We start from the raw sequence: 12881 nt of genomic DNA, 5'->3' as shown, positions 1-12881 counted from the left end.
GAACATGCTCGGTTGGCAACGGAAATTAGCGGGAAGTTACGTTTATTCTTAACTTATGGATCTGACGAGCGTAGAAACTCTGGCACGTGGCTTGATGCATCGCCACGGGCTAGGTTCTTGGGCGCTCGTTTTTGATCGTGCGAAACGGCGAGCTGGGATGGCGAATTTTACGAAAAAGCAGATTTCTCTTTCGTCAGCGCTAATGGAGCTTTATTCCGAGCAGGAAGTGCGGAGTGTTATCTTGCACGAGATCGCTCACGTGCTTGCCGGGCCTGATCATGGGCATGATGCACACTGGGCACGTATCTGCACTCAAATCGGCGGAGTGCCGCGAGCGCGTATTCGCAACGCTCCTGCTGTTCAACCGCTCTGGATTGGTGTATGTCCCCACGGGCACACGGTGGAACGTCACCGGCGCCCTCGCTCTGTGCAGTCATGTGCACGCTGCTCACGATCATTTTCACCTCATTTCGCTCTAGTATGGACGAATCAGCGAAACGGGGAGGTGCTACGCCCTCATGGCAAAATACTTCTCACGTACTAAACCGGCACATACGTCACCTGGTCAAGCTTCCACTTGGCACGTTCATTCACTTAATGGCACACCACAGGACGCCAGCGATTCGCCTGCTTCTGTTCCTGCTTCTGCTCAGAATCGCTCCCGCACAAGTGCAAGAAAAGCGGAAATCCGCACCGCTTATACAATGCTTCTGCCAAGTTTTATTGGCGTGGGATTATTTCTCATCGTGCCAGTATTTGCCGTGCTTGTGCTGTCTTTTACCGAATGGAACCTGATCTCGCCTCCACACTGGGTGGGTTTTGATAACTACATCTCCATCTCTAGTGACCCAGAATTTTGGCGTTCAATTTTTACGACGGCGGTGTTCTCAGTTCTCGCTATCCCCGGCGCGATAGTATGTGGCCTGCTCATTGCCCTTGGTTTGAATAGGAGACTTCCTGGATCGCGCTTTTTGCAATTGTGCTTCGTACTACCGTGGATTGCTGCGCCGCTTTCTCTTGGCATTGTGTGGTCGTGGCTTCTCGCCCCTCGCACCGGATTGATAAACAACGTTTTAGGCACTACAACTGCATGGATGAGCAATGAATCTACTGCTTTACCAGTAGTTGCGTTTGTGTACATTTGGCAAAATGTGGGCTATATTTCCCTGTTTTTCCTTGCTGCCCTGCAAGCGATCCCGGCGTCCATCTACGAAGCTGCCGTATTAGACGGCGCTGGTGCGGTGCGCCGACTTTTCTCCATCACGCTGCCCCTCATTCGCCCCACCACTTTCTTCGTGTTGGTGACGTCACTGATTGGCTCCTTCCAGGTTTATGACCTCGTGTTTGGCCTCACTGGTGGGAATCCCGGCTACCCTAGTGGTACTACCGACATTATAGCAGCGCGCATTTATTCCGCCGCTTTCACTTCGCCGAGCATAGGTGAAGCTTCTACCATGGCAGTGATCTTAACGATCGTGGTAGTAGCCATAACGGTCGCTCAGCAACGCTACTTCCGCAGCCGAATCACTTATGAAATGAGTGATGAGCGATGAAGGAAACCCGCAAGCCACAGCGTTTTTGGCACGCTCGTTTTTCGCACGCTCGTTTTTGGAGTTATCTCGCCACATATCTCCTGCTTATCGGGGGTGCTTTGCTCACGCTCATTCCGTTCGTCTTTTCGATTCTCACCTCGTTCAAGACTGAGAAGCAGCTCGTTCAAGACGGCGCCTTAGCACTTCCCGCGCCGGTCACTTTCGATAACTACACCAGCTTATTTACAGATCACGCCTTTATTGTTCCTTTGGCGATCACAATTCAAGTTGTTTTGGTGATGGTGATTGGGCAAATGACGTCGTCGATCCTCGCCGCATACGCCTTTGCGAGACTTCGTTTTCCTGGTCGTGATGCTATTTTCTGGGCTTATGTGTGTACGCTCATGATTCCGGCGGTGGTTACCATGATCCCGCTCTTTGGAGCTATGAGCACAGCAGGCTTGCGCAATACTTTTGCTGGTATCGTGGTGCCGTTTATGCTCGGATCGCCTTATGCGATTTTCTTATTACGTGAAAATTTCCGATCCGTACCCCAAGAACTCTTAGACGCAGCCACCCTAGACGGTGCCGGATTTTGGCGTCAGCTGTGGAGCATCGTCCTTCCTACGAATAAGCCAATCCTTGCAACATTGCTGCTCATTACCGTAGTTTCGCAGTGGAATAACTTTATGTGGCCCAATATTATCGCCCGCGACCCGCAGTGGCATGTACTTACCGTGGCCACGGCCGCTCTCCAAACTCAGTATTCTGCTAACTGGGCTATCGTGATGGCAGCTACCACACTATGTGTTCTTCCGTTACTCGTGCTGTTCCTGTTATTCAACAAGCAGATTATCCGCTCAATTGGTATCACCAGAGTATAAACTCATATATAAGACCATCCATTGTTAAAACCAAAGAGGTAATCGTGATCCGGTCACTCAAAAAATCCTTTACCATAGCAGCAATTGCCACGTTGGGCCTGGCTGCGTGTTCGCCTGCCACCGACGCTAAGTCCTCGAAAGACGACGCCGGTAAAACAACCGTTACATTCCGCCTGTGGGACGATTCCGCAGCTCCGGCTTATAAAAAGTCCTTTGCAGACTTTGAAAAGAAGAATCCCGATATCGCGGTGAAAGTTGATGTTGTGCCGTGGGATTCCTACTGGAAACAACTTCCACTCGACATTTCCTCAGGTCAAGCGGCAGACATCTACTGGGTAAATTCCTCGAACTTTGCACAGCTCGCCGATGCAGGCAATATTATGGACATCTCTGAAACCATCGGCGAGAAACATGACGCTTGGCAAGAATCGATCGTCGATCTCTACACACGGGGCGGCAAACTTTGGGGAATCCCTCAGCTGTGGGACTCTATCGCGCTGTTCTACAACAAAGACCTCGTGGCAAAAGCAGGCGTAGATCCGAGCAAACTCACTTGGGCACCGAACGCAAGCGGTAATGATACTCTCCTAGCTGCAGCTAAGAAGCTCACCGTTGATGCTCAAGGTCATAACGCTACCGCGCCGCAGTTCAATCCAGCAGCAACGAAAGTATTTGGCTTCAATGCACAGGCTGATTTACAAGGAATCTGGCTCGATTTCCTTGCCCAAAATGGCGGAAAGCTTCAAAATGACGACGATACCTTCGCTTTCGCATCGCCTGCAGGAGAAGCAGCGTTCCAGTACGTCGTCGACATGATTAACAAGCACCATGTGGCGCCGCCAGCAAGTGAAACCAATACAAAAGGCGATCTCACCCGCGACATGTTCGCACGTGGCGAGTTGGCGCTGTTCCAGTCTGGCCCTTACTCATTAAAGAAGATCTCAGAGTCTGCCAATATTAACTGGGGTGTTGCACCAATGGTTGCAGGTCCGCAAGGACGTGTGGGTGTAGTTCATGGTGTGGCTGCCGTAGGAAATGCCAAGACGAAGAATCCTGAAGCTACAAAGAAGGTACTCGCTTGGCTCGGAAGTGCTGATGGGCAACGCCCACTCGCAGAAGAAGGAGTTGCTTTCCCCGGCGCGAAAGATGCTCAGCAAGCATTTGTTGATTACTGGGCAAAAAAGAACGTGGATGTGTCCGTGTTTGTTGATACCGCCGCTGGTAAAACGACACCCGCTCCACGCGGCATGAAAGTCAATGCTGGCCTCGAAAAGGCAATGCCAAAGCTCATGGATCTATTCTTGGGTTCAGTGCCGGTTAAACAGGGCTTGGCCGATGCCCAAAATGCCGGAAACTCTGCAATGAAATAACATAGCTGGCAATAGCTGAACTGAGGCGGGGTGGCTGCCACATTGAACTTTCACCATGTGAAAGGAAGTGGCAGCCACCCCGCCTTTTCGCGTCACCAATATCGAATTCACATCATGTCGAAACCGATATCGCTCAGCTCAGAAATCCCTCATCAGAAAATGCCGTTATGTTTAGCGCCACCATCAGTGGTAGTAATTTCAGGAGACGTCATACGAATATCGTTGTATGTAGAGGTATCTCCCTCAATACGCTTGATCTGCGACACTTCAATGGTGTTAGTCAAACGGCCAAGCTTGGTATTGCCATCACCGAAGTTCAAGTTAGCAATCAGCTTCTCTTCCCCTGGCTCAATCGGGTTCGAGAGAGTCACGAGGAAGCTACGCGTCGAGGTCTTGCGATCAAAGCCGAGGTCTTCGGTGTAAGCACCGTTGAAGTATCCAGGAGTGATCAGGCGATCAACACCCTTTGGCCCCTCAGCCGTCTTAACCTTCACCAAGAACTGCACTGCCGGATATTCACCGTAGTACTGCTCAGTGCCCACGTTCTTCACGCGAAGTGCCACCAACCCAGCAAATCCTGGAACTTTGCCAGCAGCGGTGGTGAGCCGCACGGAAAGATCCTTGGCGAGCGGAGCTGCAGGAGCTTCTCCCTTAGGAGTGGTCACTTCTGGCTCGATAACCTGCTGGTATTCTGCCGACGTCGCCTGTACGCCAATGTTCGACGTCTCGCTCATCGATCCAGACGCCAGATCGTAGAGCTTGACTCGCACTTCATTCTTCACAGGCGCACTCGAAATCCAAGGCAGCGCATCAGACCACGTACCATTCGCCTTACAGAACTGCTGAGTTCCCGTCATGGTGATAGCGCGGAAACCATAGGTTGCTTCACCAGTGTGGTTCGCTGGCACCTTGTATGGTCCAATCTGCTGACCCACCTGCCACGACAGCGAATAGGAGATGTTGAAGCCAAGGTTTTGTGCCAGGCTGTAGGAAATTCCGAAGCTTCCCTTTCCACCTTTCCCAGACACATCTCCACCAATGTTCGCACCTGCTGTTTCAGTACGATCACCCTTGATGGTGATGCTGATGGATTGCGTCTTGGAAAGGTTCTGGGTGAGCGGGATGTCTGCTTGGGTTTGGTTGGTAGTTGAAATCGTACCGACTGGTAAGAAGTGGTCATTCACCTTGTAAACGATGGTGCGGTAATCTTCACCTGCGTTACAAACCGGCCGTGGATTCAAGATATTAGCCTTGAGATGATCCGACCCACGCAAGGTGTGAACCATCGGCAGTTGGCTATCAATGCGTGCAGTTTCCGGCGTGCTGTTAATGAACGTCGCTGAAAATGCTGGAATTGCTGTGATACCCGAGGCCAGCAAAGCAACGCTTGCCACCCCAGTAATCTTCTTCGCAATTTTCATGCTGTTCCTCCTGGAGAACTATCCAATAAAATAGTTGAGTAATAAACCATTTGGTCGAATTACTCAATTTGGGATATTAGTCCCAATACCAGAAGTACCACTTACTTATTTAAGAAATCAACATTCTCAACAATTTGCTTGCGATACGAGACATATCCGATCACATCATGAAATGTTCACAAAAAGTTTACTTGTTGTTTATTATATGCGGCCACCAGCTGTAAGTTTCTCGCACTATATCCACACATAACGCACGACGACACCGTCGTCGTCACCTCACTTACGCAAAGCGAGTTCCGCACTACCTCGCAACCATTCCACGACGCCGTCCGCACCCTGCTCAACGGTATCGAGCGTGGCGTAGAAACCATCTTTTCCGCCGTACCAAGGGTCGGCCACGTCAAGGCTGCCATCCGAAGAATAAAAATCACTGTAACGTGATCTCTTCCCACTTCCATTGACGCCGGAAACCTCAGAGCGATTCCCCAGCGCACCGGCGTCGGAAAACACACCTCCCTGAGCAAAAGAAACCGTGCCGTCGAACTCACGCCACAAATGGATGCGGCTAATATCGCCACCTACAGATTCGACCATCCGCCGCAACGAGCGCGCATGCCCCACTGTCATGGCGAGGATAAGATCGGAATTTCGCAGCTCGTCGTCAGTAGCACGATGCGCATGGTGAGGTTTGGACGTATCGTAACCATGCTCGGCTAACACCGACCGCGCCCGCGAATCTACTGGATTACCTGATTCTTCCGTAGAAACGCCGGCCGATCGCACGTCAACATCACCAAGTCCCGCACCGCGTAATCGTTGCCGCAAAACGATCTCACCCATAGGCGAGCGGCAAATATTACCTGTACAGACGACGAGCACACGAAAAGTCATAACGAACCTGACTAGAAATCCCAATCGTCGTCGGTGGTTGCTTCGGCTGTGCCGATCACATACGACGAACCTGACCCTGAGAAGAAGTCGTGATTCTCGTCCGCACTTGGGGAAAGAGCAGCCAAAATAGCTGGATTCACCGCAGTCTGATCTGGACCAAATAAGGCCTCGTATCCAAGATTCATCAAAGCCTTGTTCGCGTTATAGCGCAAGAACATCTTGACGTCTTCGGTCAAGCCCATTTCGTCATACAGCGATTCGGTGTAGCCTTCCTCGTTATCGTAGAGATCGAGAAGGAGTTCAAAGGTGTAATCCTTGAGCTCTTGCTGACGCTCTGGTGAGGACTTCTTCACTGCCTGCTGGTACTTGTAGCCAATGTAGTAGCCGTGCACAGCTTCGTCACGAATAATAAGGCGGATCAAATCAGCAGTATTTGTGAGCTTTGCGTGAGCCGACCAGTACATCGGCGCATAGAAACCCGAGTAGAAGAGGAAAGACTCAAGCATGGTTGAGGCAACCTTGCGCTTCTCTGGATCGTCGCCACGGTAGTAATCGAGCACGATCTTCGCCTTCTTCTGAAGGTATTCATTTTCTTCCGACCAGCGGAAAGTCTCCTCAATTTCCTCGGAGGAAATGAGCGTGGAAAAAATCGAGGAGTACGACTTCGCGTGTACCGACTCCATGAAGGCGATATTGGTGTAAACCGCTTCTTCGTGAGGAGTGATGGCATCAGGAATCAGTGAAACTGCACCAACCGTGCCTTGCACCGTGTCGAGCAAGGTCAAGCCCGTAAAGACGCGCGTCGTCATCATCTGCTCGTGCGGCTTGAGGGTGTTCCACGACTGAATATCGTTCGACAGCGGAATCTTCTCAGGCAACCAGAAGTTTCCAGTGAGACGATCCCACACTTCTTGGTCTTTTTCGTCGGTGATCTTGTTCCAGTTGATAGCCTGAACGCTATCTACCAGCTTCAACTTTGGTGGATTCATCGATACCTTCTTTACAGTAGTTGGCTCACGTATATATAAGAAATAGTCACACGCTGCTAGAGCATGCAGGAAACACAGCCTTCAACTTCAGTTCCATCCAAAGCTGCTTGACGAATTCGCATGTAGTAGAGCGTCTTGATGCCTTTACGCCACGCATAGATGTAGTTCTTGTTCACATCGCGGGTGGTCACTGTGTCTGGGTAGAACAGCGTGAGCGAGAGTCCTTGATCCACGTGCTGCGTAGCCACAGCGTAGGTGTCGATGATGGCTTCTGGGCCAATCTCATAAGCATCTTTGTAATACTCGAGGTTGTCGTTCGTCATGTAAGCTGCCGGGTAATACACACGGCCAATCTTGCCTTCTTTTCGAATTTCGATCCGCGACACGATTGGGTGGATCGACGACGTCGAGTTGTTGATGTACGAAATCGAACCAGTTGGAGGAACTGCCTGAAGATTCTGGTTGTACATGCCGTATTTCTGCACGTCAGCCTTTAGTTCACGCCAATCTTCTTGAGTTGGGATGTGCACATTCTTAAACAGTTCAGCCACACGTTCGGTTTGTGGTATCCACTCTTGATCAGTGTATTTATCGAAGAAGACTCCCGCGGCGTAATCAGAGTTCTCAAAATTATCGAAACGCTCGCCACGCTCTTTGGCGATCTCCATTGAGCTCTTTACCGCATGGAACACCACCGTATAGAAGTACATGTTAGTGAAATCCAGAGCTTCTTCGGAACCGTAATGAATCCGCTCACGTCCCAAATATCCATGCAGATTCATCTGCCCAAGACCAATCGCATGTGACATCCGGTTTCCTCGCTCAATGGAAGGAACCGAGGAAATATCCGATTGATCAGAGACGGCGGTCAGCGCCCGAATTGCCGTGCGAATCGTCTTGCCGAAATCTGGGGAATCCATCGTGCGTGCAATATTGAGCGAGCCCAAATTGCACGAGATATCCTTGCCAACCTTGGCATACGACAAATCAGCATTAAATTCAGATGGCTCGGATACCTGGAGAATCTCCGAGCAAAGGTTCGACATCGTGATTCGGCCCTCGATCGGATTCAGCTTGTTCACTGTGTCTTCAAAAAGAATGTACGGATATCCCGACTCAAACTGGATTTCAGCGAGCGTCTGGAAGAAGTGACGGGCATTGATCTTCGACTTGCGAATGCGCTTGTCATTAACCATTTCCTCGTATTTTTCCGTCACGGAAATCTCGGTGAACGGCACGCCATAGACGCGTTCAACATCGTACGGCGAGAACAGATACATATCCGCGTTACGTTTCGCCAGGTCAAAAGTGATGTCTGGAATTACGACGCCGAGTGAGAGCGTTTTAATTCGGATCTTTTCGTCCGCGTTTTCACGCTTGGTATCCAAGAAACGCAAAATATCTGGGTGATGAGCGTGCAGGTAAACAGCACCTGCTCCTTGGCGAGCACCAAGCTGATTCGCATAAGAGAATGCGTCCTCGAGTAGCTTCATCACTGGATTCACGCCAGAAGATTGGTTTTGAATCTTCTTGATCGGAGCACCAAGCTCGCGAAGGTTCGAGAGGTTAAGCGCCACTCCGCCACCGCGCTTTGAAAGCTGCAACGAGGAATTCACTGCGCGAGCAATTGATTCCATGTTGTCCTCCACGCGCAGCAAGAAGCAAGAAACAAGCTCGCCACGTGCTGCTTTACCCGCATTGAGAAATGTTGGCGTAGCTGGCTGGAAGCGACCTTCAATGATTTCTTCCATGAGTTCCATTGCTAGCTGCTCGTTGCCCTCAGCAAGCGTTAGTGCAACCATGCACACACGATCTTCAAACCGCTCCAAATAACGGGTACCATCGAAGGTTTTAAGCGTATAAGACGTGTAGTACTTGAAAGCGCCCAAGAAGGTTGGGAAACGGAATTTGTGAGCGTAACACGCCTTGTAGAGACGCTTGATGAAATCAAAATCGTACTGGTCAAGCACACGCTTTTCGTAGTATCCCTCTTCCACCAAGTACTCCATTTTTTCTTCCAAATCGTGGAAGTAAACAGTGTTCTTGTTGACGTGCTGCAGGAAGTACTGACGCGCAGCTTGCCGATCGGCGTCGAACTGAATCTTGCCATCGGCGTCGTAAAGATTTAACTGGGCATTAAGCGCATGGTAATCAAGCGCCGGATCAGTAAGTTCTTCACCAGTGTCGGTCAAAGTCGTGTCCAAAATTCTTCCAATCCTTTACGAACTTTTTGCACGTCAAGCGGCGTGCCCAGTAGCTCAAATTTGTACATATGAGGAACGTGAGTTTTTGCAGAGATTATGTCTCCAGCTAAACAGTATGCCTCACCAAAATTTGTATTCCCACCCGAAATCACACCTCGGATAAAAGAGCGATTTTTTTCGTTATTGAGGAACTTAATGACTTGCTTCGGCACAGCCCCTCGCTCATTTCCACCACCATAGGTAGGGACGATGAGCACATATTCCTCATCCACTTCAAGAAAATCTTCATACGGATAGAGGGGAATACGTTTGGCAGGAAAACCTAATTTCTCAACAAAGCGCTGGGTGTTATTCGTTGCTGATGAGAAATACACGATGTTAACCATCGATTTATGCCTTCCCTGCATTCGTCTTGCTGTTTTATTTGCCTAGAAGTTTTTAATTGCCACAGTGCCGTTGCCAAAGCATTTAACCACTTCGGCAACGGCACTGAGCATATTAAGCAGTTGCAACCTTTTCGGAGACCGTTACCAATGCCTTGATTTTGTCTGGGCGGAAACCTGCCCAGTGATCGCCGTCAGCAAATACAACTGGAGCCTGCTGATAGCCTAGGGCTTTGACTGTTGCAAGAGCTTCTTCGTCCTGCGTCAGATCAACTTCAACATAATCCAAACCACCCTTATCAAGAGCGCGCTTGGTTGCATTGCACTGAACGCAGGAGGGCTTTGTATAAACGGTGATGCTCATTGGCTCCCCTTCCAAATCTGCTATAAATCAACTTTTCATATTCGCACACAGGCCGTTATTAACTGCTTAGTAGCCGTCTAACAACTTTCTGCGAGGTACGAATATAGACACTACACCTAGTGGTGGAAGTTTTTCGATACCACTAGATGGCGTGCCGTCGCGTTCTATCTCACTGTTTTTCGAGGTGCAAATGTGAGTAGAATGTGGATTCCCTGCGAACACTTTTCTCACCTTCGATCCTCTCGCGAACTAATCCACTATTGACTCGCAACAATATCCACGATCGCTCCGAGAAAATATAGCTCTGCACAGAAATTTGAACCGGACACTCCCATTGTGAAATTCGCTTCCCGCCAAAAATGCGTGCCAAGAATCCATGCCGGAAAATTTCTCAGCCTAAAAATATCCACATATCCACATAGTGTGGACAAAAATTTATGCACTTTCCCCACTATGTGCACAAAAATATCCACAACTGTGGACCAGATGCTGAAATCTTCCTCTTTCCACAGCCAAATCCAGCCGATTTTTCTCCCCAGAAATCGGCGTGTCGTATTTATGGGAGTGTCGCGCTCGTGGGCTTATCGGGTGCGCGGGAACTTGCTCGCGACTGCACACTGCCTTCCTACCTGCCACGCACCCACCACACCCACTGCACATCTCACCAAAAGCTAATAAAACCGACATTTAACCACAGTAACCAAATGTGTGAAATGTTGAACCATTGAGAAAAAGCGGGAACAATAAAGCCTATGAATTCAAAGTTTTCGGACACTCTCCGCCAAGCAGGCCTGCGCGTAACTCGGCCGCGCATTTCCGTGCTTGAAGAAGTATCCCGAAAGCCTCACACAAGCGCCGAAACGATCAAAAATGGCGTTACATCCAAGCTTGGATCGGTATCGACACAAGCAATTTACGACGTGCTCCACACGCTAACCGCCAAAGGATTGCTACGAAAAATTGAACCAGCAGGTTCAGTGCCACTCTATGAAATTGCCACTCACGACAACCACCATCATCTTGTGTGCCGCAATTGTTTCACAGTGATCGATATTCCCTGTGTCACTGGAGTTCCTCCTTGTTTAGAAATCCCAGATCCCCACGGTTTCCTGATTGATGAAGCCGAAGTCACCTTTTGGGGATTCTGCCCACGCTGCTTAAAGAACCTGCACAAATAGGCGACCAAACCGCGCGTCGTCGATCAATACCGCACGCACAATATTTCATTTACACACTCGTTTACAGAAGAGCATTAATTTCGCGCTATAATAACAGGGAAGCATTATAAAGTGAACAATCCGTTCTCTTAAATTTATTTAGAGCATCTTTGTGTGGGCAAGACACGAAGAAAATAGCGGATGAACGGATCACTGCATAGAACGCCTCATCTACCCATCAATACCATTTGGAGAATGTACACATATGAACGGCGTAAACGCCCTTATCGTTGCGGCAATGCCTGAGGAAATGGCCACTTTCCGGTCACTTCTCGATGGCTACACAATCAGCACAGTCCCTTCCCCTGGTGGAGACTGCTATCTCGCCAAACGCGGCTCCATCTCGCTCTTATTGCTGGTGAGCCGAATCGGAATGGTTTCAGCAGCTTCCAAACTCACTTGGGCTCTCACTCACTACCTTCCTAGAGGAATCATCAATATCGGCTCAGCAGGCGGTTTGAGTCCAGACGCGCGCGTAGGGCAGGTAGTGATTGGTAACCAGTACGTCAATGGTGGTGCGGACGGTACCGCATTCGGATACATGCGTGGCCAAGTACCAGGCCAGCCCGCCGTCTTCCCTGGCTCAGAGATACTTCTTTCCTCCGCTCGGGATCTCATTAACGATATTCACGACGGCGTGATGCCTACGGATTCCGCAGACCTCATTAACGCTGATACCACAGTACGTATCGGACAAATGCTATCCTCAGATTTCTTCGTGACTGAATCCAACGTGGGAGACATGCGCGAGGCTTTCCCAGACGCGATCACAGCCGACATGGAGTCGCAGGCATTTGCGCAGGTAGCAAACGTATGGGGAATCCCATTCATCGCTGTGCGTGGAATTTCTGACCTCTGTGGCGAGCCAGACGAGCAATCAGTGAGCTTCCATGCTGAGCTGTCTGAAGTGGCAGAAGCCGCTGCATGCACCACGCTCTCGATTTTGCGCCGCGCTGCTCAGCTCGCCATTGATTTCGAAACGAGCAATGTTCAGCAGTTCTTCGACAACACCGCTCTTAAAGCATCGCTCTATCTTATGTTTGGTGTGAAGAACAAACTCACCGAAGCGGACCTGAGCAAACTCCCAGTTGACTACGTGGAAGTGGTGCGTCAGCATCTACATTTCGTGCCTGCTGAGCAGCTTGATACCGTGCTCACTTATATCGCCGCTGCCCGCGAAAAGATCAAAGAATGCAACGGTGCACAATGTGCACTGTCGGCAAAAGATTACGACTCAACTCGAGCGCTTATCCAAGAAAAATTGGGAATGTCGAGCAGTCGCGGTCAATACAGCTGGCCACCGACGTCGCAAACCCTCATCAAGCGCTTTAACGGCTACTGGAACGACGCTTTGCAATCGATTGGTTTGAAACCACAGCGTGGCCGAGCTCGTGGTGGACTCAAGTTCACTGAAACCGACTACACGAACGCCCTGATCAAGTACCGTGTTTACGCTCAAGAAAACGACAAAACTACCTCGTTCGCTGGCTATTCTGAGTGGCTGAAATCCTTGCCAGGTAATCGCAAGTACCCATCTGGAGCAGCTATCCGCCAGCGTTATGGCTCATGGCGCTCAGCGCTCGCCACGGTTGCCGACCAGCAAAACTGAGTTACTGTTGGCAATGA

The 12881-nt window shown here is 50.0% G+C and carries 12 protein-coding genes; 6 read left to right on the top strand and 6 right to left on the bottom strand.

All coding sequences use genetic code 11. From position 1 onward, the window contains the following. Nucleotides 1-55: 55 nt before the first annotated feature. From EZJ44_RS07165 to EZJ44_RS07150, 4 genes are read left to right on the top strand one after another with little or no spacing between them, the layout of a single operon-like run. Nucleotides 56-544 carry a SprT-like domain-containing protein gene (locus tag EZJ44_RS07165; protein WP_131281782.1) on the top strand — a complete coding sequence of 163 codons (489 nt, stop codon included), beginning with the start codon at nt 56-58 and terminating at the stop codon, nt 542-544. Next, nucleotides 519-1553, top strand: coding sequence for a carbohydrate ABC transporter permease (locus EZJ44_RS07160; RefSeq protein WP_241658631.1), 1035 nt, complete (start codon nt 519-521; stop codon nt 1551-1553). Before EZJ44_RS07165 ends, EZJ44_RS07160 begins: the two co-directional genes overlap by 26 nt. Then, complete coding sequence (locus tag EZJ44_RS07155; protein ID WP_131281780.1) at nt 1550-2416, top strand: carbohydrate ABC transporter permease; 867 nt, start codon at nt 1550-1552, stop codon at nt 2414-2416. Before EZJ44_RS07160 ends, EZJ44_RS07155 begins: the two co-directional genes overlap by 4 nt. A gap of 44 nt (nt 2417-2460) precedes the next feature. Further along, entirely contained in the window at nt 2461-3786 is a 1326-nt protein-coding gene (locus EZJ44_RS07150; RefSeq protein WP_241658630.1) for an ABC transporter substrate-binding protein, read from the top strand. 152 nt (nt 3787-3938) lie between these two features. Here EZJ44_RS07150 and EZJ44_RS07145 read toward each other — a convergent pair whose 3' ends face one another. From EZJ44_RS07145 to nrdH, 6 genes are all read right to left on the bottom strand, one after another. Then, complete coding sequence (locus EZJ44_RS07145; RefSeq protein WP_131281774.1) at nt 3939-5207, bottom strand: hypothetical protein; 1269 nt, start codon at nt 5205-5207, stop codon at nt 3939-3941. A gap of 276 nt (nt 5208-5483) precedes the next feature. Beyond that, a complete protein-coding gene (locus EZJ44_RS07140) occupies nt 5484-6098 on the bottom strand; it encodes a low molecular weight protein-tyrosine-phosphatase (protein ID WP_131281771.1) in 615 nt (204 codons plus the stop codon). An 11-nt stretch (nt 6099-6109) separates the two neighbouring features. Further along, complete coding sequence (nrdF, locus tag EZJ44_RS07135) at nt 6110-7087, bottom strand: class 1b ribonucleoside-diphosphate reductase subunit beta (RefSeq protein WP_131281767.1); 978 nt, start codon at nt 7085-7087, stop codon at nt 6110-6112. A 56-nt stretch (nt 7088-7143) separates the two neighbouring features. Continuing rightward, on the bottom strand, nt 7144-9291 hold the full coding sequence (nrdE, locus tag EZJ44_RS07130) for a class 1b ribonucleoside-diphosphate reductase subunit alpha (protein ID WP_206661872.1): 2148 nt from the start codon (nt 9289-9291) through the stop codon (nt 7144-7146). Then, nucleotides 9276-9677, bottom strand: coding sequence for a class Ib ribonucleoside-diphosphate reductase assembly flavoprotein NrdI (gene nrdI, locus EZJ44_RS07125; protein WP_131281760.1), 402 nt, complete (start codon nt 9675-9677; stop codon nt 9276-9278). Before nrdI ends, nrdE begins: the two co-directional genes overlap by 16 nt. Nucleotides 9678-9789: 112 nt before the next feature. Next, a complete protein-coding gene (gene nrdH / locus EZJ44_RS07120; RefSeq protein WP_131281756.1) occupies nt 9790-10038 on the bottom strand; it encodes a glutaredoxin-like protein NrdH in 249 nt (82 codons plus the stop codon). A 752-nt stretch (nt 10039-10790) separates the two neighbouring features. Between nrdH and EZJ44_RS07115 the strand changes: the two genes are divergently transcribed. Together EZJ44_RS07115 and mtnN are read left to right on the top strand one after the other, a co-directional pair. Continuing rightward, a complete protein-coding gene (locus EZJ44_RS07115) occupies nt 10791-11216 on the top strand; it encodes a Fur family transcriptional regulator (RefSeq protein WP_131281752.1) in 426 nt (141 codons plus the stop codon). 244 nt (nt 11217-11460) lie between these two features. Continuing rightward, entirely contained in the window at nt 11461-12864 is a 1404-nt protein-coding gene (gene mtnN / locus EZJ44_RS07110) for a 5'-methylthioadenosine/S-adenosylhomocysteine nucleosidase (protein WP_131281749.1), read from the top strand. Nucleotides 12865-12881 lie beyond the last annotated feature (17 nt).

The sequence above is a fragment of the Arcanobacterium bovis genome (assembly GCF_004331995.1).
GTDB classification, from domain to species: Bacteria; Actinomycetota; Actinomycetes; order Actinomycetales; family Actinomycetaceae; genus Arcanobacterium_A; species Arcanobacterium_A bovis.
This window is presented reverse-complemented; position numbering and strand designations above follow the sequence as displayed.